Source organism: Desulfovibrio sp. JY, assembly GCA_021730285.1.
In the GTDB taxonomy this organism is placed as follows: Bacteria; Desulfobacterota; Desulfovibrionia; order Desulfovibrionales; family Desulfovibrionaceae; genus Solidesulfovibrio.
This window is the reverse complement of sequence record CP082962.1, coordinates 2,194,914-2,216,802: the sequence shown is the minus strand read 5'-3', so window position 1 is coordinate 2,216,802 and position 21,889 is coordinate 2,194,914. Positions and strand designations below refer to the sequence as shown.

Here is a 21,889-nt window from a genome sequence, read left to right as displayed (position 1 = left end):
GCGCCGCCCCCCTACTCCAGCCCGTAGCGCTTGACCTTGCGCCACAGCGACACCCGGTCGATGCCGAGGATGCGGGCGGCCTTGGACTTGTTGCCCTCCACCTCCTCGAGCACGTCGCGGATGTAGCTTTTCTCGTGTTCCTCCAGGCTCGGCCAGTCGCGGCGCGCCCCGCGCGTGGGGCGGATGCGCTCGTCGCGCAGATCGGCCAGCAGATGGGCGGATTCGATGACTTCGCCCTCGCTCACGGCCAGGGCCTTTTGCACGATGTTTTCCAGTTCGCGCACGTTGCCGGGGTATTCATAGAGCAGGAGCTTGTCGAGAACCTCGGGCGAAAGCTGGACGTTGCGCCCGGAAGCGGCGGCGTGCTTGGCCAGGAAATGTCGGGCCAGCTCCGGGATGTCCTCGCGGCGTTCGGACAGGGGCGGCACGTGCACGGTAATGACGTCGAGGCGGTAGAAGAGGTCCTGGCGGAAGGCCCCGGTATCCGATTCCTTCTTGAGGTCCTTGTTGGTGGCCGAGAGCACCCGGGCGTCCATGGGCGCTTCCTCGGTGCCGCCCACGCGCAGGAACGTGCGCTCCTGGAGCACGCGCAAGAGCTTGACCTGCATGGAAAGCGGCAGCTCGCCGATCTCGTCGAGAAAGAGCGTTCCCCCGGCCGCGGCCTCGATGAGCCCCTTGCGCCGGGCCCCGGCCCCGGTAAAGGCCTCGCGCTCGTGGCCGAACAGTTCGTTGCTGATGAGCTCCTCGGAAAACGCGCCGCAGTTGACGGCCATGAACCGCCCCTTGGACCGGGGGCTCAGGTCGTGGATGGTGCGGGCGACCAGCTCCTTGCCGGTGCCGGTCTCGCCGGTGATGAGCACGTTGCATTCCAGCCGCGCCACCTGGATGATGGACTGGCGCAGGGCCTCCATGGAATCGCTGCCGCCGATGAGCCGCGAAAGCCCCGAGGCCGGATCGGCGTTTTGGCGCAGCCGCGTCAGCTCCCGGCGCATGGCGGTTTTTTCCAGGGCCTTGGCGATCTGGGCCAGCACCTCCTCCACGTGGATGGGCTTGGAAACGTAGGTAAAGGCCCCCAGGCGCATGGCGGTCACCGCCGTTTCCACGGCGGCATGGCCCGTGACCACAATGACCTCGGTCTCGGGGGCGCGGCGCTTGATGGCGGTCAATAGCTCCATGCCGTCCATGCCCGGCATGCGCAGGTCGGTCAGCACCAGGTCGAAGGGCTCCCCGGCCAGAAGGGCCAAGGCCTCGCGGCCATCCTCGGCGGCGCTGGCCCGGTGCCCGGCCTTGGTCAGGATGTGGACGAGGTTTTCCCGGGCGATGGGCTCGTCGTCCACTACCAGCACGCGGGCGCGCTTCATGCCGGGCCGTCCGTCCGGCCGGAAGCGCCCTCGGACAGGGGCAGGCGGATGGTGAACACCGCGCCCTGGCCCGGCTCGCTGTCCACGGTGATGGTGCCGGCATGCTTTTCCACGATGCCGTAGACGATGGACAGCCCGAGCCCCGTGCCCTTGCCTTCCTCCTTGGTGGTGTAAAAAGGATCGAAGACGCGGCTCTTGGTCTCCTTCGGGATGCCGGGGCCGGTGTCGGAAACGGTGATGACGGCTTGGCCGGCAGCCGCGTCGCGCCGGGCGGCCAGGCGCACCTCGCCGCTGCCGTCCACGGCCTGGATGCCGTTTATGAGCAGGTTGAGAAGCGCTTCCTGAAGCCGCGAGGCGTCGGCCGGGATGACGAGGTCGTCCGGCACGTCGCTCGTCAACCGCACGCCCGAACCGCCCTGGCTGGACACCAGCCGCAGGGTCCGGCCGGCAAGCTCGGACAGGACCACCGGGCGCAGGGAGAATTCCCGGGCCCGGGAAAATTCGAGCAGCCCCTGCACGATGTCCCGCGCCCGCAGTGTCTCCTGGAGGATGTTGCCGAGCAGCTTGCGCAAAAATGCGGGATCGGCGGTTTCCAGCTCGTCCAGGGCGATCTGGCTGGACGTCGAGATGTTGTTGAGCGGATTGTTGAGCTGGTGGGCCACGCCGGCGGTCAGGGTGCCGATGGACGAGAGCTTCTTGGTCTGCACGAGCTGATCCTGGCGGCGCTCGATCTCGGCCACCATGCGGTTTATGGCCTCCATGACCTGCTCGATCTCGTCGTTGGTGTTGACCACCTGGATTTCCTTGAACCGCCCGGCCGCGATGTCCTGGGTGGCGGAGCGGATGATGCCGAGCGGCTGGAAGATCTTGCGAAACATGAGCAGCGGCAAGGCCACGCCCAGGGCCACGGACACGGACACGGCCAAGAGAAGCTGGGCCCCGAGCAGGCGGATCAGGGCATGGATGCGGCTGAGCTCGAACTCCACCACCGCGTCGGCGGCCTCGGTGAGTTCCTTGCCGATCTCACGCAGCTTGCGCGCCGCCTCGCCGCCCTGCCCGCCCCCGGAGATGGCCAGAGCCCCCAGAGCCTGGCGGTAGTCGCGCAGCAAGGTCCGCAAGGCGCCGAGCTGGGAGGAGACCTTCAGATCGCTGGCCTCGGCCGTGAGCGCATCCAGGGTTTTGAAGGACTCGCCCAGGTAGCGCCGGTCCTCGGCCAGATCCTCGGGCAGACCGTAGAGCAAATAGTTCTTCTCGTAGCGCCGCACTTCGAGGATGGTATTGGCAATGACGTGCCCCAGGCGCATAAACTCGAGCTTGTCCTCCATGGTGCGCAGATCCTCGTAGGAAATGATGCCCATGGCGCCGATGCCGAGCACGTAAAGAGCGAGAATGGCAACGATTTTTTGCCGAAGACTGAGGCGGGCGCGAAGGAGGCTGGTCATGGGGGGCCCTCGGCTGGACGGATTGGCCTGCCGGCCTGGGGCCTTAGCCTACACGCCGTGGCCCCGGGGAACAAGAGCCGGCGGAAAACGCCCGGTCGCCCGCAGCCGCCTTTTTTGCTCAAAAGAGCAAAAACATCTCTCCTCCCCCTTGACGTCGCCCAGGCAAGCCTTAATGCTCTTTTGAGCAAAACAAAGGAGCGATCATGCCGCGTCCCCGTCTGCGCCGGTGCGTCTCCGGCATCCCCAAGGCCACGTATTTCAAACCGCAAGGCGCGCCCCTGCGGGACCTGCCGGAAATCCGCCTGTCCGTGGAAGGGCTCGAGGCCTTGCGTCTGGCCGATGTGGAAGGGCTGACCACCGAGGTGGCGGCGACGCGCATGGGCGTGTCCCGCCACACCTTCGGCCGGGTGCTGGCCGAAGCCAGGGGCAATGTGGCCCGGGCGCTGACCACCGGATCGGCGCTTCGCATCGAGGGCGGGGACTACGCCCTGGCCGAAGACGCCTGCGCCGCCGGGGACGCGGCCGACAAAGACGCTCCTTAAAAGGAGGATGACGTTATGCCACGAGGTGATCGCAACGGTCCCATGGGGCAGGGTTCCGGCACGGGCCGGGGAGCCGGTTTTTGCGGCGGCGCGGACGCGCCGGGATTTTCCTGCGCGCCGGGTCGGGGCGGACGGCAGATGGATATGGGCATGGGTCGTGGTCGCATGGGCGGTCGCGGCGGCGTATGGTGTCGCGGCATGGGACGCGGGGCCGGCTTCGCGCCGGGCAACGTCGCCGGAAGCGACACGGACGCCGAGCCCCAGGCGCTTCTCCAACAGGCCCAGGCCATGCAGGCCAACCTCGACGCCTTAAACGAACGTCTGGCCCGATTGGAAAAGACGGCCGACCAGGATTAGGAGGAGAGAAGCGGAGGCAGGAGGGGGAAACCCTTTGAAATAAAAGCGGTAACCCCTCCCGCGCCCTCCCCTTCCTCAATCTGCAACGCTTTCACCTGGCGCGGGCTCTCCGGGAAACGTCCTTCACATGATGGCCGGCGCTTCCCTTCTCCGCCCGCGCCGGCCCCCATCCGATCCGGCGATCGTGTAACCGCCCCCCCTCGCCCTGCGACTTCTTTTCCACAACGCCTGCGCGCCAGCGCAGCCATGGTGGTTGCCCGACGAGGTGTTGGCGCAAAGCCCCCGACCTTCCGCGGCAACAACCGCGTTGGACGCGCGGCCACGGCAGTCCGCGGACTCTGTAATTACGTTTCGGGAAATCACATTATGGCGGCTGACAACACGTCCAAAAAACGCCTGCTTCTCCTGAACCCGCCCCCCAACGCCGATGTCGGCGCCCATCTCAATCTTGAAAACCTCGGCCTTGGCTATATTGCCGCTTCCATCAAAAGAAATCTCGCCAAGACGCATGAGGCGTACATATGGGACTGCTCCATCGTTGATCCCGGCATGCAGCACATCGAAACATTGCTGCAAGACATCCGACCGGATTACATCGGCTTCTCGCTGACCTCGATGAATGCCCTCCCCGGCATGGCCCTGGCGGACGCCATCAAAAGACACCGTCCCGAAAGCAAGATCATCCTCGGCGGCATCCTGGCCACCTCGCTGACCGCCGAGGAATTGGCGGATTATCATCCCGACGCCATTGTCCGTGGCGAAGGCGAGGCCCTCATTGTGGACGTCCTGCGCCAATTCGACGCCACAGGCGACATGCCGCTGCTCGAGGTCGCCCAGAAAACCGCTCTCGACGTCGACGCCCTCGGCTGGCCGTCCCGGGAAATGCTCCCCTGGCAACTGCAACGACACCCGCAGGCCAGCATTTCCGGTTCCCGAGGATGTCCCTTCCATTGCAGTTTTTGCAGCATCCCCCGGGCGGGGAAAATCAATACGTGGCGTCCGCGCGACATCGAGGATGTGGTCGAGGAAATTCTTTTTCTCAATAAGCGATACGGCGTCTATCACTTTTACTTCGTCGATGACAATTTCGTCATAACATCAGCAGCGTCCTACAACAGGGCCGCTCGCTTCGCGGAATTGATCCTCAAAAAAGCGCCTCCGATCCGCTTCGGCTTCATGTGCCGTTCGGCCGCAATCGAAAAAAATCTTTTCCATTTGCTCAAGAAAGCCGGTTTGGCAGGCGTGTTCCTGGGGATTGAATCCTTTTCCCAGCCCGTACTTGATCGCTACAAGAAGAGGGAGACAGTCGGCGAGCACCTGCAGGCCATAGAGACCCTCAACAACCTTGGTATAACCGTCAATCCCGGTTTTATTTTCTTTGACCAGTGGACGACCAAGGCCGAGGTCGATGAAACGATTGCCGTCATGCAAGAGATCGACTTTCCAGCCTTGCAATCCATGAACTCTAAACTGACGTGCTACAGAGGCACGCTCATCGAAAAGAACATAACGCCAAGCGATCAAAAATCAAGAAAACCGGGCATCATCCCTTATGAATTCAAAGAGAAGACAACTTGCGCGCTTTTTGAAACATGTTGCAATCTTTTCTACAAACAACTTCCCTCTATCAAGGCCTACTGCGACTATCAAATTCTGTATTATTCCCTCGGATATATCTTCCCATACTATTTAAATACCGGCCATGAAGATTTCTTTACGAAGCTATACACGAAGTGTACGTCTTTCTGGAAATCCGGAGACTTCTTTATTCTGCAAGCGATCAGGGACAACCCGTCCGGGACGCAAAACGGCTCGTTTCTCGAGGCCGTCAAGCAGCATTGCACTCCTTACTGGGAAAAGGGAAATGAAATAGCCAAAAGCACCCTGGAATATTCAACCTTGTATTTTATAAAACAACTCGCTACCGATTCTTCACAAAACGCACATATCGCCTCCCTGTTTTTCACTTTGCCGCGAAACAAGGCTCATATTGAGAAATTATTCAATTTTTATACATCCTGCCCAAAACAAAACCATACAATACTTGCCAGGTTGCTCGCATATTGCAATACGAATAACAACGACCTTCAAATCATTACGCACGACGATAATCCTGACACCATACTGGAACTGCTCAATTCCGCAGTGCTTACCAACAACGCCACAATGCTGCAGGCAATAGACAAACATCTGTCTTCAAAAATAAGCAACGGCCCGTGTGTCACCAAAGCAGTAAACAAGGCAAAGCATCTTTTCTCACTGGACTATCCTGAATATATTATGGAATATGGACGCTCCCTTGACCATGTTTCAGCCTAAATATGGTTGCCTATTCCATACTTTTCCCGTTCTTTTGTCTGGTTGCGCTTCCTTGACTTCTGTTGCCGTTCGTCCAACATAGCTCCGTTTTCGCATAACACTCCCCGCACCAAGCATTTTCCGCCAGCCCCAGACGGCGGGAAACGCGACGCGTGACGCCGGGGAAAAGCACATACGGACAAGGAGGCAGGAAATGGCGGAAACCATGCTTGAAACCGTGCGCGAGCGAGCCCTCGCCCTGTGGAAGGAACACGATCTGCTCGGCGAACCCATCTCTGTCACGGCCCGCACGCTCACGGTGCACGAGGCCATCGGCGACCCCGACGGCGACGATTTCCCACTGCAAAAAGGCAAGGAACAGCTCATGGAGGCCGTGTTTCGCGGCGAAAAAGGCCAGGCTTTCACGGACCGCTTCGGCGATTTCTCCGGCTCCCTGGCCGACGTGGCCGCCATGGAGCTCACCGGCAACTTCCGCCGGGCCGTGTTCGTCTCCGCCCTCAACGCCACCTGCCGCAGCCTGGGGCTCTGCACCGGCACCGTCCACTGCCGCGACAAGGAACCAAACGACTGCGCCACCGCCTTCCGCGACCACATCAGCGCCACCTACGGCAATCCGCGCATCGCCCAGGTCGGCTTCCAGCCCAAGATGATCGAAATCCTGAGCAGCCGCTTCACGCTCAAGGTCCTGGACCGCGACCCGGAGAACATCGGCGCGGTCAAGCACGGCGCGCCCATCCACGGCCCCGAGGATCAGGCCTCGATCCTGGACTGGGCCGACCTGATCGTGTCCACGGGCTCGACGCTCGCCAACGACACCATCGGCGATTTCCTCACCGACAAGCCGGTCATCTTCTACGGCACCACCGTGGCCGGCGCGGCGGCGCTCATGGGCTGGCAACGCTTTTGCGCCAAGTCGCGCTGAGTCGTGGGGAGAGAGGAGCCGGGGGAAACCTTTTCTGAAGAAAAGGTTTCCCCCGGACTCCCTTCCAAAAGACTTTTAATGGTTACAGGATGTTACACGAAACGCATTCGTAACCGTTAAGAAGTTTAGGAAGGGGAGAGCGCGAGAGGGGAGAACCCTTTGCAAAAGGGTTTCCCCTCTCGCACCCTCTTTTCCCTCCCCCTCCTAAAACAACCAAATATGGTCGAGGCCGACGCCGTCGTGGCCTTCGGTGCGCCGTTCCCGCAGGATCGTCGCCGGCCGTCCGGCGGCCACCATGTTGTCCGGCACGTCGTGAGTCACCAGCGCCCCGGCGGCGACGATGGCCTGCCGGCCGATGGTCACGCCGGGCAGCAGCACCGCGCCGGAATAGATCTTGGCGTAGTCGCCGATGACCACCGGCTTGTAGCTCCTGGTGATGTGCGAGGCCTCGTCGTGGCTGTGGGTGAAAACGCGCACGTCCTCGGCCACGGCCACATCGTTGCCGATGCGCACCCCGCCCTTGGTGTCCAGAAAGACGTTGCGGTTAAAAAACACGTTGTCCCCGACGCTCAGCAGTTGGGGAAAATTGAAGCGCAGGTTTTCCTCGGCCGTGAAGGCCGCGCCGCAGGCCCCGAAAAGCCGTCTGGCCAGAAGCCGTCGAAACGGGATGGAAAACGACACCACCAGGCACAGCGGCAGCTTGTCGAAGGCGTCCCAGAGGAAATGCAGATGGCGCAGGGCCGGCGTCAGCGGATACTCGGCCGCCTTGGGCAGGGTTTCGGCGTAGAGCCGGATATGGGTGATGGCCTGCAGCTCCATGGGCGGCGCGTCCATGATGGCCAGAATTTCCTGGACGGCTTCGGGCGCTTCGATATGGCCGAGGGCGTCCTCGATATGGGACAGGCACGCATTGAAATAATTGGCCATCGGGGACCTTCCGGTTTTCCGACAGCGTAGCAGACGGAGCCACCGCCAACAATGCGTTTCAGGGGAAAGAGCTGGGGGAAACCTTTTCTGAAGAAAAGGTTTCCCCCAGACCCCCTTCCCAAAGACTTTCAGCGGTTACTGCCTGTCACCATTAAACGTTTTTGGGAGGGGAGAGCGCGAGAGGGGGACACTTTTTTCAAAAAGGGTCCCCCTCTCGCATCGCCTTTTCTCCTCCCCGCCCCCTCCCCTCCCTACACGCTCAGGACCTTCCAGCCGTCTTTGAGGTATCCGGTCATGGGCTCGCCCATGTAGATCACGTCCAGGCCGAGGCGCTTGAGGTCATCGGTCACGCCGTAGCGCTCGGCGCAGGCCAGGCAGGCCAGAAGCGTCACCCCGGCCTCGCGGCAGGCGGCCACTTCGGCCTGAAGTTCGGCGTCCGTGGCGAGAAGTTTCGCCGAAGGCCCCCAGACGACGAGGTGCACCTCGTCCCACCAGCCTTTGAGCCGGGAGTTCTTGGCGTACATCAGCGCCATGTTCAGGGCCGCTTCCTTGTCGGCGGTCACCCACAGGACGACCAGTCCCGGGGCGCTTGTATTTGTAGCCATACTGGTTTTCTTCCTTCGTATGCTCCGGGGCCAGGGACATATTCCTCTTTCCCCGAGGTTCGAGCCACAACGATGAAACCCAACTCACCATTCTATCACGACCTTGCCGAAATGCCGCCCGGATTCAAGATAGGAAAACGCCGCCGCCGTCTGTTCCAGGGGGAAACTTCGGGCGATGATAGGGGGTATGGCATTTGCCTCCACAGCCCTAAGCATATCCGCAAAATCACGGGTGTTACCGACGCTGAATCCATAAATGTTTGCGTGTTTGAGATTGAATGCGATCAAATTGATCGTACTCTCCACACCACCCAGAAAACCGACCACAGCGATATGGCCTCCAAGTCTCAAGGCGTGGATGCTCTTGGCGAGGTTGCTCCCCCCGATGGTTTCGACCACGATGTCCGCTCCCTCACCGTGAGTTATGTCTACAACAGCGGACGCCCAATCCGGGTGTTGCTTGGAGTTGATCAGATGGTCGGCCCCCAACTCTTGGGCCTGGGCCAATTTTTGGTCATCGCCCGAGGTGATGATCACTCTGGCCCCGGCCGCTTTCGCGAATTGCAATGCAAAAATGGAAACACCGCCAGTACCGTGGAGAAGGACCGTATCGCCGGCCTTGATCTTACCGTAGGCAAGCGCGTTCCAAGCGGTCACGCCCGCGATGGGGAGCGTGGCGGCCTCGGCGTAACGCAGTGCGGCCGGAATTTTGATCAACTCGTTAGGTTGCATCACCTTATATTCGAGCAATTGCCCAGGAGTTGTCCCAGAACCGGGACGCGTCTCGAATCGCGAATTTTCCCGGGTGCAACGCCCATCCACCCATTGCGGGATATACGTGGTCGCCACGCGATCTCCCGGAGCAAAGCCGGTGACGCCGGCCCCGATCGCTTCAACAATGCCGGAACCGTCCGAAACGGGAATAAAAGGGAGCCGAAGATTGGGGTCTAACTGTCCTTTCACCAAAAGCAGGTCCACATAGTTGAGCGACGCGGCCTTGAGCTTGACAAGGATCTGCCCCGCTTCAGGCTCCGGTTTCGGCATCTCGGCTAATGTCAGGTTTTCGACACCGAATCCGTTGCGTAGCATAATCGATTTCATCTGTGCCTCCAGTTTCGCCGGCGGATGTTTTTCCCGAGCAAATTCCCCGGCACATCGGAACTCCTGTGGTGTTGGCCGGTGTCAGAACTTGCCGCGAGTAGACCCCGAAGCCTTACGCGCGAAGCTTTTCGAGCACCCAGGCCATGTTCTTGCCGAGGTTTTTCATGGTCAGCATGCCCTCGTCGTCTGTTTCCACATCCCCGGGTTCGAGGCCCCGACCCATGTTCCAGTAGCTCGCCCCCGGCACCACCATCTGGTTGATGAAGTAGAAGTGGTTGATGGAGTTGAAGACATGGATGGCCCCGGCGCGCCGCACGGCCACCGCCGCCGCGCCGACCTTGCGCGCGAGCATGGAATCGTTGGCCAGGGCCACCATGCCGGCCCGGTCGATGATGGACTTGATGTTGCTCGAGACGTTGGCGAAGTAGGTGGGCGATCCCAGAATCATGCCCTCGGCCGCGACCATCTTGTCGATGATCTCGTTTAACATGTCGTTTTTGACGGTGCAGTGGCCGTCTTTTTTCTCCCAGCACTTCATACAGGCGATGCAGCCGTGGATATTCTTGCCGTGGAGTTGCAGCAGTTCGGTCTCGATGCCTGCGGCCTCGATTTCGCCAAGGGCCGTGCGCAGCATGATGGCCGTATTGCCATCCTTTCTGGCGCTGCCGTTGATGGCCAGTACTTTCATTGCGGTTCTCCTTTCTTGAGCGCCTTGCCCGCGCTCCAGGCATCGGCGACATGGTCCCCGAGCGTCCAGTAGCGGTTGTCGGGCATGGTGAGCAGCAGCGGCTTGTATTTCGCCACATCCGGCTTGCCGTTGGTGAGAATTTCGCCGTCCGCCCAACCGGCCTTGATTTCGCCGATGAAAAACGTGTGGTGCGGCAGGTCCACGGCCTGAAAAAGGGTCATCTCCAGGCACAGCGGACACTGGCGGATCATGGGCGCAGCCGCGACCTCGCCGAAGAAGACGTCGAAGAGCGCGGCCTTGTCCGCCTTGCGCCCGGACACGAGCCCACAGTAATCGGTTTTCTCCGCAAGCTCCGGCCCGGGCAGGCACAGGGAAAATGCGCCCGATTCCCGGATGCCCTGGCCGGTGAGCTGGCGGTGGTTGATGGACACGCCGATCATCGGCGGCTTGTGCCCTACCCGCGTCACCCAGGCGGCGGTCATGAAATTGGGCCGCCCCGCCACCATGGCCCCGACCAGGGTCACAGGCATGGGCGGCAGGATTTCCGGGTCCAGACGCACTTTCTCCATATTATTTCAGCTCCTTGCCGATGGAAAAAGCCAGGCCGAGATCGCGGCCCAGGCCGTAGTAATGCCGGTCCTCGGGGGCGAAGATGATGGGCTTTATGGCGGCGGCATCCGGCTTGCCGTCCTTCATGCACGCGGCGTCCACCTTCACGTCCAACACCTCGCCCACGAACATGGTGTGCTGGCCCAGATCCTGGACATGGATCAGCTTGCATTCGACCGTAAGTGGGCACTCGGCGACATAGGGCGCGTCCACGAGCTCGCTTTTCACGGCCGTGTAGCCGCACACCGCGAACTTGTCGGCTTTTTTGCCGGAGACGATGCCGCAGTAGTCCACCTTGGCCACGTCCGCCTCGGACGCGACGTTTATCGTGAACGCCTTGCGCTCCAAGATGGCGGCATAGGAATGCCGGGGCTTTTGCAGCGAAACGGTCATGCACACCGGCTTGGAGCAGCAAATCCCGCCCCAGGCCGCGGTCATGAGGTTGGGCTTGCCGGTCGCGTCGTAGGTGCCGATCAGCCAGGCCGGGGTGGGCAGGGTCATGGTTGTCGCGCCAAGAGAGACCTTTTCCATCATTATGCTCCTTCGTGTTCTGTCTGTTGCGCCGGGTAGTCCCGGCCGGCCCGCCAGCAGGGGGCGACGGGCTCGCCAACGGAGAAATACCAGCCGCTGGAATAGTCGAACAGCAGCGGCCTGGCTTTTTCCAGGTCCACCTTGCCCTCTTTCAGACAGGATTCCTCGGCGTAGGAACCGGCCAGCTCGCCCACGAACACCTCGTGGGCCGGCAGGTCGATCACCTGATGCAGCTTCAACTCCATATTGACCGGGCACTCCCGGATCATGGGCGCATTGCCGAGTTCCCCGTAAAAGACATCGAAAACCCGCGACTTGTCCACCTTCGCCCCGGAGACGATGCCCACATAGTCCGTGGCCACGGCCATGGATTTGCCGGGCAGGCAGATGGAAAACGCGCCGGATTCGTGGATGCCCCGGCTGGTGTGCCGAAACTTCTTCAGGCTCACGGTCAGGTACTGGGGAGCCACGTTGTTCAGGATGCCCACATGGGCGATGGCCAGGAAATTGGGCCTGCCGTCCACCATGGCGCCGACGATGGTGGCGGGCATGGGGTACAGCAGGCAGGTGCGGCCGAGATGGCGTTGCATGCGTACTGCCTTCTACCAGTGATTCTTGTGGATGCGCTCGGGCTTGAAACGTTCCACGCGCTTGAAGTCCTGGGCCGGATGGCCGAGCACCACCAGGGCGTGGGCCTTCACCCCGTCCGGCAGGCCGAGCAGTTTCGTCAGGCCTTCCATGCGCTCGGTCCGGGGATAAATGCCGCACCACACCGAGCCGATGCCGAGCCCCCGGGCGGCCAGCAGCATATTTTCCACGGCGGCGGAGCAATCGAGCGTCCAGTACCCGAACCCCGGATACTTCTCCTGGGCCAGTTCGGCCGCCACCACCACCGCCACCGGTGCCTGTTGGATCATGGCCGCGTGGGCATGAATCGCGACGATGGCGTCCATGGTGGCGCGGTCGTCGAGGACGATGAAATGCCAGGGCTGGGCGTTGCCGGCGCTTGGCGCGGCCATGGCCGCGCGCAGGATGGTGTCCATATCCGCTTCGGACACCGGCGCGTCGGTGAAGGCGCGGATGCTGCGCCGGGTATGGATGGCTTCGAACAGATCCATGGGGCCTCCTTTGCGGTTTCCGCTTTACGCCTAAAGAGAATTCTGCAAGTATGGCGGAAAAGGCAAGTAGGCACATATAAGTTATGTAGTACCCTTTTGGATACTATTCAAAGGAGCGGACATCATGGCCGGACAGGGAACGTCGGGTGGGCGCAAGCGCTGCCGGGGCAAGGAATATTCATGCAGCATGGAGCTGTCGCTGGCGGTCATCGGCGGCAAGTGGAAACCGCTGATCCTGTGGCATCTGCGCGATGTCGCGACATTGCGCTTTTCGGCCCTGCGCCGCACCATGCCGACCATCACCCAGAAGATGCTCACCCAGCAGTTGCGCGAACTCGAGGCCGACGGCCTCATCACCCGCACCGTCTACGCCGAGGTGCCGCCACGCGTGGAATACGGCCTGACCGAGCCCGGCCGCGACATCATCCCCATCCTCGAGGCCCTGTGCCGGTTCGGCAAGGAGTTCGAGGCCCGGTTCGGGGTCGAAGACGCCGACGCCGCGCCCGACTGCGCCGTGACGCGGTAGCAAGGCCCGCGGAGAGGCGGTGGGAGAGGAACCGGGGGAGGGAACCCTTTTTTGAAAAAAAGGGTTCCCTCCCCCGGACCCCCACCCTCCCCAAAAACTTTCAATGGTCATAATAGAGAGAGATCGCGTGTTTTTTTGAAAGACTGAAAGCCGGATTCCTGTCACGTCCTCCCCGGCGGGCGTTCAAGGTTCTCCCCGTTCATGGATAGAAAGAAGACACTGCCCGGCACGGCGTATCATTTCCATCCATATTTCATCCTAAATTCGTATAGTTTATAGACACGGAAAAATCCGCGCCGTTGCCGCAAGCTGTTTTTCAAAGAAGTTCCCGCAAGGGAACCGAATTGTCATCTTCATATAAATTTTATAATATCAAAGTGTTATATCGAAATAGAGTACGCCTTGAATAAATTCCCGACAAAAAAAGTTCCTATATGGCACGACGGATGCTATTGGGGAAGACAAACCCCAAGGAGGCATTCACCATGCGTAACAGCATTCGTATCCCCGCCGCATTAGCTCTGACCCTGGCCCTGGCCGTTCCGGCCCTGGCCCAGACCACGCACCAGCACAATGCTCCGGCCGCACCGGCCGCCACGACCGATACAGCCACGACCGCCACCCCGGCCGCCCCCCCCGTGGACCCCAACAAGGTCTACCTGCTCCGCCAGGACTACATCGCCAAGACCGCCGAACTGCGCGGCAAGCTCGTCGCCCGCCAGGCCGAGCTGGAAACCCTGCTCGCCACCAAGCCCGGCGACACCGCCGCCGTCACCAAGCTGACCACTGAAATCAGCGCCCTTCGCGGCAAGCTGTTCGAACAGGACACCCTCTTCCGCATCCGCTACGCCAAGGAAACCGGCACCCCCATCCGCATGACCCACCGTATGGGCCAGATGGAAGGCATGATGATGGACGGCATGATGGGCGGTAAGATGATGATGGGCCCCAAGAGCGATGCCGACTGCAAGATGATGGGCAAGGACAAGGGCATGATGATGATGGGCAAGGACATGATGCAGGGCATGCAACATGACATGAAGGCCATGGACCACGGCGCAAACGGCGCCATGCCTGGCCATAACATGCCCATGCCTGCCGCCAACGCCCAGAACACCCCGGCCGCGGCCGCCCCTGCCGCTCCTAGCGCTCCCGCCGCCCCGGCCAACCAATAACCACGCCCCTCTACGCTAACCACGCAGACTCACGGAGAAGCCCCATGCGTACCGCCATAGCCGCCTTCGCCCTCATCGCCGCCCTGGCCGCCGTCCCCGCCGCTTACGCCGCGTCCCAGCCGGAGCAGGACACCACGGCCGCCGAAAAGATGTTCACCACCATGGACACCAACAAAGACGGCGTCCTGACCAAGGAAGAATTCGCCGCCCACCACATGGCCGACGACTTCGCCAAGGCCGACAAGAACGGCGATGGCAAGGTCACCCGCGACGAATACCTCGGCCACGCCTCCGGCATGAAGATGCAGTAAGAAAGGGCAAAGAGGGTGCGAGAGGGGAAACCCTTTAAAAAGGGTTCTCCCCTCTCGCGCTCTCCCCTTCCTCAATTTTTTAACTATACACGCTAGCTACCGACAACACCCCGCCACTATTGAAAGTCTTTGGAAAGGGGGTCTGGGGGAAAACTTTTCTTCAGAAAAGTTTTCCCCCAGAACTCTTTTTAGCATCCCCTCCCTTGCCCTTGCCAAGCGCAACCGGCGGCGCTATCAAAGCCGCGTTGTCCTCAGGGCGGGGTGAAAGTCCCCACCGGCGGTATCCCGGCAATCCGGGGAGCCCGCGAGCGCTTCGCGCCGACGCGACACGGACCCGGCAAGACCGGTTTCCGACGGAGGCATCCCTCCAGGTCGCAGCGCAAGGACCCCATCCGGTCCTTCACGGCACGAAGGTCAGCAGACCTGGTGCGAGGCCAGGGCCGACGGTTACAGTCCGGATGCAAGAGGAGCAGACGGCATTCCCCTCGCCGGCATCGGGCCGGCGTGAGGCCGACGGGCCGCTTTGGCGCGGCTTGTCCGGTCGTCTCCATTTCCGCCCTGATTCTGGCAAGCCAGGACCGCGTACGGAGCACGCCATGAATCAGACCTATTCCGGTGTTCAAAACGAGTATCAGAGTGTGGTGCGGGCCATCGAGGCCATGCGCCAGGGCAAAGGCGTCGTCGTGACCGACGATGCGGATCGCGAGGACGAGGGAGACCTCATTTTCGCGGCCGAAACACTGACCGTCCCGCAGATGGCCATGCTGATCCGCGAATGCAGCGGCATCGTGTGCCTGTGCCTGACCGCGGCCAAGGCCGAGCAGCTCGAGCTGACGCCCATGGTCACGGTCAATACCTGCAAAAACCGCACGGCCTTCACCATCACCATCGAGGCGGCCGAAGGCGTCACCACCGGCGTTTCGGCTGCGGACCGGGTGACGACCGTCAAGACGGCCAGCGCGCCGAACGCCAAGCCCTGCGACCTGGCCCATCCGGGCCACGTGTTTCCGCTGATCGCCAAGCCCGGCGGCGTGCTCGAGCGCCGGGGCCATACCGAGGCCACGGTGGATCTGGCCCGGCTGGCGGGGTTTGCCCCCTGTGGCGTCCTTTGCGAGTTGACCAATCCCGACGGCACCATGGCCAAGGGCGCGCAAATCGAACGCTTCGCCGCGGCCAACGGCTTCCCGCTGGTCACCGTCGCCGCCCTGGCCGCCTACCGCCAGGCTGTGGGCGATATGTAAGATTAGAGAAGAGAAGAAGGTGCGAGAGGGGAAACCCTTTGAAAAGGGTTCTCCCCTCTCGCGCTCTCCCCTTCCTAAACTTTCTCACGATAACAGCACGATATCGATAGTGCACCGTTATTGTTAAAAGTCTTTGGAAAGGGGGTGCCGGGGGGAGAACCTTTCTTCAGAAAGGTTTCCCCCCGGCATTCATTTTTCCATTCCCCCTAATCATCACGGCGGGCGAATTGCCGCTGGTCGGCCTGGCAGACGGGGCAGCGCCAGTCGTCGGGCAGTTTTTCGCCGGGCGTGCCGGGTTCGATCCCGCCTTTGGGATCACCGCGTTTGGGATCGTAGGTGTAGCCGCACTGCAGGCAGATATAGCGATCGAGCGCCATGGCAAGCCCCCTTTGTTGCGTTGGAAATGCGCCTAACGCCGCGTGAGGCCGTGGTCAAGCCGTGTCGGGGCTGCAGGGCAAAAGCCGCATATCCTGCTGCGGCGCGGCGCTGCGGATCTGGTTTCTTCCATTGGCCTTGCCGGCGTAAAGGGCCTGGTCGGCCATTTCGACCAGGGTCCCGGGGTGCATCGACCGCGCCGGCACGACCGTGGCCACGCCCATGCTGAGGGTCACGATGGGGGCCGCGACCGAGGAGGCGTGCGGGATGGCCCTGGCGGTCACCCGCGCGGCTATTTCCCGCGCCACCGCGTCGGCCCCGCGCACATCCGTGTTGGGCAGCAGCATCACGAATTCCTCTCCGCCGTAACGGGCGGCGATATCCGAAACGCGGCCCCCCGACTGCCTGAAGGCGTCGGCGATGGCCCGGATGCAGTCGTCCCCGGCCTGATGCCCATACGTGTCGTTGAAGTTCTTGAAGCAGTCGATATCGGCCATGACGAGCGACAACGGTTGGGCGCTGCGTTGCAGCCGTTTGAATTCCTGCCTGAGCTTCTTGTCGAAATACCTTCTGTTGAAAAGCCGCGTCAGCCCATCCTGGTTGGCGAGGATTTCGATTTTGCGATTGGCTTCCTTGAGTTCGAGCTCCATGCGTTGGGCGTTGACGATAATCAAGGCCGCCATGATCCCGACCATACTCAAAACGGTCAGCAAAATCGCAATGCTTTGCCATGCGCCCCCGTTTCGGAAAAAGGTCAGGGAGGACCCCATGGCGGTCGCGATGCCCAGCCGCAGCGCCATGGAGGCGAGGGAGAACGCGATCATCGTCACGAGAAGCCAATTTTGTCCGCCGAGCGCGCCGGGGAGATGCTTGACCGCAATCCGTAACGCTTCGGCGAAAAACACGAGGAACACGAAGGAAAAGCATATAATCCGCCAATAGAGACTCGGCGAGATATACGTCGACCAGATCAGGACCAGAAGAAGCGCCACGAAGAGAGCGCTATGCATCGTCCGACGCGCCCATGGAATATCCAGAAAGACGGCCAAGCCCCAGGCCAACGTGAACGGCATCGCGGCAATCAGCAGGTTGGCCAGCACAATGGAGAGGAAATCGGGCAGGCTCCCGCGCAGTGCGATGAGGATGGCTCCCGTACCCGCGCACATGAATCCGACGGTCCAATAGCGGAAGCCGGGATACGTGTTCCTGGCCAGGCAATGGTAGGCCATGATCCCGAAAATAGTGAAGCAGACAAACGCGCCTTCGAAGAGGACCGTGCGCATATCCAGTGAATGCAGCATTTTTCCACCCTATCAGGTTAACGCGCATGGTCAATGACCTCAAAGAGCATTGGGCGGCATATCGCGAAGCCGTTCCGCCAGCGATCAGGAGGAAAAAGGCCCTTCCAGGGCGGGACCACGCGGGAGGACGGCCCGCCCTTCCCGCAGGCCAGACATCCCGAACGCCCCGGCCGGTCATAAGCGGCCAAAGACCGGGGCGCATTCGCGGCTCCAGGTCTTCACCTCTCTAAAATCATAGCGTTTTTCTTCGCCAGCACGCTGCCGTTTTCCCGCTTCATCCCCTGCCCGAGCGCCCTTGTCTGTCTAAACATGTCTAGACATGTTTCGGGATTACACAACACTGCCCATACAATATACATCTGTTATTTCAGATAGATACAATGCCGTCTTCCTGGCATGCCGCTTGCTTTTGGAAAAAGAAATACTGGAGAACGGCATATGGAAGAAATGGAACAGAAGATACTCGTCGTAAATGGCGTGGAAAGAACGCTGATCTATCCACACAAAAGCACCCTCGCCGATGTACTGCGGAAAAACCTTCATTTGACGGGGACAAAAATCGGCTGCGCCCAAGGACAATGCGGCGCATGCTCCGTCATCATCAATGGCAAAGTCGTTCGTTCCTGCATCACAAAAATGCAGCGCGTGCCGGACAAGGCCGACATCACAACCATTGAAGGCATCGGCCAGCCGGGCCACCTGGCGCCGCTCCAGCGGTCCTGGGTCAAGCACGGGGCGGCCCAGTGCGGCTTTTGCACACCGGGATTCATCGTCTCGGCCAAGGGGCTGCTGGACGAAAACCCGAGCCCCAGCCGCGAAGACGTGCGCCACTGGTTCCAGGAACACCGCAACGCCTGCCGCTGCACCGGCTACAAGCCCCTGGTGGATGCGGTCATGGACGCCGCCGCCGTCATGCGCAGCGAGGCCGCACCGGAGAGCCTCGACTTCGTCATGCCCGCTAACCGGCGCATCTGGGGCTCGACCTATCCGCGCCCCACGGCCGAAGCCAAGGCCACGGGCACCCTGGATTACGGCGCGGACCTCGGGCTGCGCCTGCCCGAAAACACCCTGTACCTGGCCCTGGTCCAGGCCGAGGTCCACCATGCGCTGATAAGGGGCATCGACACGGCGGAAGCGGAAAAGATGCCCGGCGTATACCGCGTGCTCACGGCCAAGGACGTCCAGGGCAAAAACCGCATCTTCGGCCTGGTGTCCAATCCCAACAGCAAGGGCGACGGCTGGGAACGGCCCATTTTGTGCGACGCCAAGGTCTTCCAGTACGGCGACGCCGTGGCCATCGTCTGCGCCGACACCGAAGAGCAGGCCAAGGCGGCCGCAGCCAAGGTACGCCTCGACCTGGAGGAACTGCCCGCCTACTTAAGCGCCCAGGAGGCCATGGCCGAGGACGCCATCGAGATCCACCCCGGCACGCCCAACGTCTATTTCACCCAGCCGCTGGTCAAGGGCGACGACCCCGAGGCGGTGTTCGCCCGCAACGACGTGGCTGTCGTCACAGGCGAATTCCACACCAGCCGCCAGCCCCACATGCCCATCGAACCCGACGTCGGCTTCGCCTACATGGGCGAGGACGGCCTGCTCCACATCCACAGCAAGTCCATCGCCGTGCACCTGCACGCCTTCATGATCGCCGAAGGGCTCGGCCTGCCGCCGGACAAGATCGCCATGATCGCCAACCCCATGGGCGGCACCTTCGGCTACAAGCTGAGCCCCACCATGGAGGCCCTGCTCGGCGTGGCGGTGCTGGCCACCGGGCGTCCGGCCTCCCTGCGCTACACTTACTTCCAGCAGATGACCTACACCGGCAAACGCTCGCCGTTTCACATCAAGGCCAAAATGGCGGCGGACAGGAAGACCGGCCGCATCCTGGCCCTTGAACACGACTACTATGTGGACCACGGCCCCTACTGCGAGTTCGCCGACGGCCTGACCGGACGCGGCATCCAGTTCATCGGCGCGGGCTACGACATCCCGAGCATCCGGGGCATGGGCCACGCCGTGGCCACCAACCACTGCTGGGGCGCGGCCTTTCGCGGCTTCGGCGGTCCCCAGTCCTTCTTCGCCGGGGAATCGTTGATCGATGAGATGGCCTTGGCCCTCGGCATGGACCCGATCGAATTCCGCCTGGCCAACTGCTACCGACCCGGAGCCACCACCCCCACCGGCCAGACGCCGGACGTCTACTGCCTACCCGGCATGCTCGAAGCGTTGCGGCCGCGCTACAAGGCCGCCAAGCAACGCGCCAGGAAGGAGTCAACGCCCGAGGTGAAAAAAGGCGTGGGCATCGCCCTTGGCGTCTACGGTTCGGGCCTCGACGGCGCGGACAGCGCCTCGGTCTTCGTCCAGTACGATCCCGACGGCGGCGTCACGGTCGGCGCGTCCTGGGAGGACCATGGCCAGGGCGCGGACATCGGCGCCGTGGGCACGGCCCACGAGGCCCTGTTCCCCATGGGCATCCCGCCGGAAAAGATCCGCTTCAGCTGGCCCGACAGCTCCAAGCAGCCGCCGGCCGGCCCGGCCGGCGGCTCGCGCTCCCAGGTCGTGGTCGGCGGCGCCATCCGCACCGCCTGCGAAGCCTTGCTCGCAACCGCCAAAAAGCCCGACGGCACCTTCATGACCCAGGCCGAGCTCGTGGCCGCCGGCAAACCCACCCGCTTCGACGGCGTCTACACCGTTCCCGGCACGCCCTGCTCGGCCGAAACCGGCCTCGGCAGCCCGTTTCTGGTCTTCATGTACGCCATCTACCAGGCCGAAATCGCGGTGGATGCCGCCACGGGCAAGGTGACCGTGGAGCATATGACCTGCCTGGCCGACATCGGCAAGGTCAACAACCGGCTGGTCACCGACGGCCAGATCTACGGCTGCATGCTCCAAGGCATCGGCTACGCCCTGTCCGAGGACTACGAGGACGTCAAAAAGCACTCCTCCCTGGCCGGCGCGGGCTTCCCCTTCATCGAATCCGTGCCCGACGACTTGGAGATCATCTACTTCGAGGACAATCCCCGCGCCTACGGCCCCTTCGGCGCGGCCGGCGCGGGCGAGGGCCCCATGGCCAGCCCCCACGTGGCCATCACCAACGCCATTCGCGACGCCTGCGGCGTCCGGGTGACCAGCCTGCCGGCCAAGCCGGAAAAAGTGCTGGCCGCCCTTCTGGCCGACGCCAACTAGGCCCGCGTCCGCAACGCCCGGGAAACAACCAACCTGCCCATTAAGGAGGCGTTTCATGTCCACCGTCACCGCATTTCAGATGGCCGACATCCTTTTCACCGGAGCCGGAGCCCTGGCCAAGCTGCCCGAATCCATCACCGGCAACGGGGGGAAAAAGCCGCTTGTCGTCACGGACAAGGGCATCGTGAAGGCGGGAATCAGCCAGAAGGTGGAAGCGGTGCTGACCGAGGCCGGCATCCCCTACGCCGTCTACGACGAGACCGTGCCCAACCCCACCACCGGCAACGTCCACGCCGCCCTGGCCCTCTACCGCTCCGAAGGCTGCGATTGCCTGATCGGGCTCGGCGGCGGCAGCTCCATGGATACGGCCAAGGCCTGCGGCGTTCTGGCCACCAGCGGCGGGGACGACATCCTGGCCTATGCCGGGCCGGGCACCTTGAAAGCCCCGCTGCCCTGCTACATCGCCATCCCCACCACGGCCGGCACCGGCTCGGAATCGACCTGCATCGCGGTCATCACCAACGACACGGGCGCGCACAAGGTGAAGTTCGGCGTGGCCGACCCGAGGCTGCTGCCCAGGGTGGCCATCATCGACCCGCTGCTCATGACCGGCCTGCCGCCCTTCATCACGGCGGCCACGGGCATGGACGCCATGACCCACGCCGTGGAGGCCTACATCTCGCTCGGGGCCTCGGAATACACCGACGCCCTGGCCATCGGCGCGGTGCGGCTCATCTTCAAGTACCTGCGCCGGGCCGTGGGCAACGGCGGCGACATCGAGGCCCGGGAAAAGATGGCCTACGCCCAGACCATGGCTGGCATGGCGTTTAGCAACGGGGGGCTCGGCATCGTCCACTCCCTGGCCCACCCCCTAAGCGCCTTTTACGGCATCCCCCATGGCGACGCCAACGCCCTGGTCCTGCCCCATGTCCTCGAATTCAACAAGATCGTGTGCCGCGAGAAGCTGGCCGACGTGGCCCGGGCCGCGGGACTCACCGACCTTGGCCCTTATCCCGAGGATACGGCCATCGCCGCCATAAGGCGCCTCGGCGCCGACGTGCGCATCGCCGCCACCATCTCCGAGGCGGCCGCCCGTCGCGGCGTGACCGTCGACAAGGCGGACATCCCCGCCCTGTCCAAAGACGCGATGAACGACCCTTGCACGCCCACCAACCCCCGGGTGCCGACCGTGGTGGACATCGAGGGTCTCTATACCCGGTGCTGGTAGCGGCCCGGCCCCGGTAGCGAGCGA

22 protein-coding genes and 1 riboswitch are annotated in these 21,889 nt (G+C 62.3%); of the genes, 10 read left to right on the top strand and 12 right to left on the bottom strand.

Translation table 11 applies throughout. From position 1 onward, the window contains the following. Positions 1-11 precede the first annotated feature (11 nt). Positions 12-1,361, bottom strand: coding sequence for a sigma-54 dependent transcriptional regulator (locus K9F62_09870; protein UJX42957.1), 1,350 nt, complete (start codon positions 1,359-1,361; stop codon positions 12-14). Continuing rightward, positions 1,358-2,803 (bottom strand): HAMP domain-containing protein, encoded by a 1,446-nt coding sequence (locus tag K9F62_09865; GenBank protein ID UJX42956.1) that lies wholly within the window; start codon positions 2,801-2,803, stop codon positions 1,358-1,360. The genes K9F62_09870 and K9F62_09865 overlap by 4 nt, the downstream gene beginning before the upstream one ends. 203 nt (positions 2,804-3,006) lie before the next feature. Here K9F62_09865 and K9F62_09860 point away from each other — a divergent pair, with 203 nt between their 5' ends. From K9F62_09860 to K9F62_09845, 4 genes are all read left to right on the top strand, one after another. Continuing rightward, positions 3,007-3,345: a DUF134 domain-containing protein gene (locus tag K9F62_09860; GenBank protein ID UJX42955.1), complete on the top strand. Its 339-nt coding sequence runs from the start codon at positions 3,007-3,009 to the stop codon at positions 3,343-3,345. A 15-nt stretch (positions 3,346-3,360) separates the two neighbouring features. After that, positions 3,361-3,702 (top strand): DUF5320 domain-containing protein, encoded by a 342-nt coding sequence (locus K9F62_09855; protein UJX42954.1) that lies wholly within the window; start codon positions 3,361-3,363, stop codon positions 3,700-3,702. A 366-nt stretch (positions 3,703-4,068) separates the two neighbouring features. Further along, positions 4,069-6,021 carry a B12-binding domain-containing radical SAM protein gene (locus K9F62_09850; protein ID UJX42953.1) on the top strand — a complete coding sequence of 651 codons (1,953 nt, stop codon included), beginning with the start codon at positions 4,069-4,071 and terminating at the stop codon, positions 6,019-6,021. Between the two features lie 193 nt (positions 6,022-6,214). Then, a complete protein-coding gene (locus tag K9F62_09845) occupies positions 6,215-6,943 on the top strand; it encodes a hypothetical protein (GenBank protein UJX42952.1) in 729 nt (242 codons plus the stop codon). Positions 6,944-7,147: 204 nt separating this feature from the next. On the opposite strand, the gene K9F62_09840 is transcribed toward K9F62_09845, so the two are convergent. The 8 genes from K9F62_09840 to K9F62_09805 form a co-directional block, all read right to left on the bottom strand. After that, entirely contained in the window at positions 7,148-7,870 is a 723-nt protein-coding gene (locus tag K9F62_09840) for an acyltransferase (protein UJX42951.1), read from the bottom strand. Positions 7,871-8,121: 251 nt separating this feature from the next. Beyond that, entirely contained in the window at positions 8,122-8,475 is a 354-nt protein-coding gene (locus K9F62_09835; protein UJX42950.1) for a DsrE family protein, read from the bottom strand. Positions 8,476-8,559: 84 nt separating this feature from the next. Beyond that, complete coding sequence (locus K9F62_09830; GenBank protein ID UJX42949.1) at positions 8,560-9,576, bottom strand: NAD(P)-dependent alcohol dehydrogenase; 1,017 nt, start codon at positions 9,574-9,576, stop codon at positions 8,560-8,562. A gap of 112 nt (positions 9,577-9,688) precedes the next feature. Then, on the bottom strand, positions 9,689-10,264 hold the full coding sequence (locus K9F62_09825; protein UJX42948.1) for a flavodoxin family protein: 576 nt from the start codon (positions 10,262-10,264) through the stop codon (positions 9,689-9,691). Beyond that, entirely contained in the window at positions 10,261-10,833 is a 573-nt protein-coding gene (locus tag K9F62_09820; GenBank protein UJX42947.1) for a flavin reductase family protein, read from the bottom strand. The genes K9F62_09825 and K9F62_09820 overlap by 4 nt, the downstream gene beginning before the upstream one ends. Position 10,834: 1 nt before the next feature. Then, complete coding sequence (locus tag K9F62_09815) at positions 10,835-11,404, bottom strand: flavin reductase family protein (GenBank protein UJX42946.1); 570 nt, start codon at positions 11,402-11,404, stop codon at positions 10,835-10,837. Positions 11,405-11,406: 2 nt separating this feature from the next. Beyond that, positions 11,407-11,994 (bottom strand): flavin reductase family protein, encoded by a 588-nt coding sequence (locus K9F62_09810; protein ID UJX42945.1) that lies wholly within the window; start codon positions 11,992-11,994, stop codon positions 11,407-11,409. A gap of 12 nt (positions 11,995-12,006) precedes the next feature. Continuing rightward, a complete protein-coding gene (locus K9F62_09805) occupies positions 12,007-12,522 on the bottom strand; it encodes a nitroreductase family protein (protein ID UJX42944.1) in 516 nt (171 codons plus the stop codon). 124 nt (positions 12,523-12,646) lie between these two features. Between K9F62_09805 and K9F62_09800 the strand changes: the two genes are divergently transcribed. The 4 genes from K9F62_09800 to ribB all read left to right on the top strand — a co-directional run bounded on the left by K9F62_09800 (position 12,647) and on the right by ribB (position 15,775). Next, the gene (locus K9F62_09800) at positions 12,647-13,048 is read left to right on the top strand and encodes a helix-turn-helix transcriptional regulator (GenBank protein ID UJX42943.1); all 402 of its coding nucleotides are present in this window, start codon (positions 12,647-12,649) and stop codon (positions 13,046-13,048) included. Positions 13,049-13,533: 485 nt separating this feature from the next. Further along, complete coding sequence (locus K9F62_09795) at positions 13,534-14,223, top strand: periplasmic heavy metal sensor (GenBank protein UJX42942.1); 690 nt, start codon at positions 13,534-13,536, stop codon at positions 14,221-14,223. Between the two features lie 44 nt (positions 14,224-14,267). Then, positions 14,268-14,534 (top strand): EF-hand domain-containing protein, encoded by a 267-nt coding sequence (locus K9F62_09790; GenBank protein ID UJX42941.1) that lies wholly within the window; start codon positions 14,268-14,270, stop codon positions 14,532-14,534. Positions 14,535-14,777: 243 nt separating this feature from the next. Further along, a riboswitch (FMN riboswitch) is annotated at positions 14,778-15,008 on the top strand. 122 nt (positions 15,009-15,130) lie between these two features. Then, the gene (gene ribB / locus K9F62_09785; protein ID UJX42940.1) at positions 15,131-15,775 is read left to right on the top strand and encodes a 3,4-dihydroxy-2-butanone-4-phosphate synthase; all 645 of its coding nucleotides are present in this window, start codon (positions 15,131-15,133) and stop codon (positions 15,773-15,775) included. 206 nt (positions 15,776-15,981) lie between these two features. Here the strand turns inward: ribB and K9F62_09780 are convergent, their stop codons facing one another. Together K9F62_09780 and K9F62_09775 are read right to left on the bottom strand one after the other, a co-directional pair. Continuing rightward, positions 15,982-16,152 (bottom strand): rubredoxin, encoded by a 171-nt coding sequence (locus K9F62_09780; GenBank protein UJX42939.1) that lies wholly within the window; start codon positions 16,150-16,152, stop codon positions 15,982-15,984. Positions 16,153-16,206: 54 nt separating this feature from the next. Then, complete coding sequence (locus tag K9F62_09775; protein UJX42938.1) at positions 16,207-17,451, bottom strand: GGDEF domain-containing protein; 1,245 nt, start codon at positions 17,449-17,451, stop codon at positions 16,207-16,209. Positions 17,452-17,898: 447 nt separating this feature from the next. Here K9F62_09775 and K9F62_09770 point away from each other — a divergent pair, with 447 nt between their 5' ends. After that, positions 17,899-20,637: a molybdopterin-dependent oxidoreductase gene (locus K9F62_09770; GenBank protein UJX43183.1), complete on the top strand. Its 2,739-nt coding sequence runs from the start codon at positions 17,899-17,901 to the stop codon at positions 20,635-20,637. A 55-nt stretch (positions 20,638-20,692) separates the two neighbouring features. Further along, positions 20,693-21,865 (top strand): iron-containing alcohol dehydrogenase, encoded by a 1,173-nt coding sequence (locus K9F62_09765; protein ID UJX42937.1) that lies wholly within the window; start codon positions 20,693-20,695, stop codon positions 21,863-21,865. The last annotated feature ends 24 nt before the right edge of the window (positions 21,866-21,889 follow it).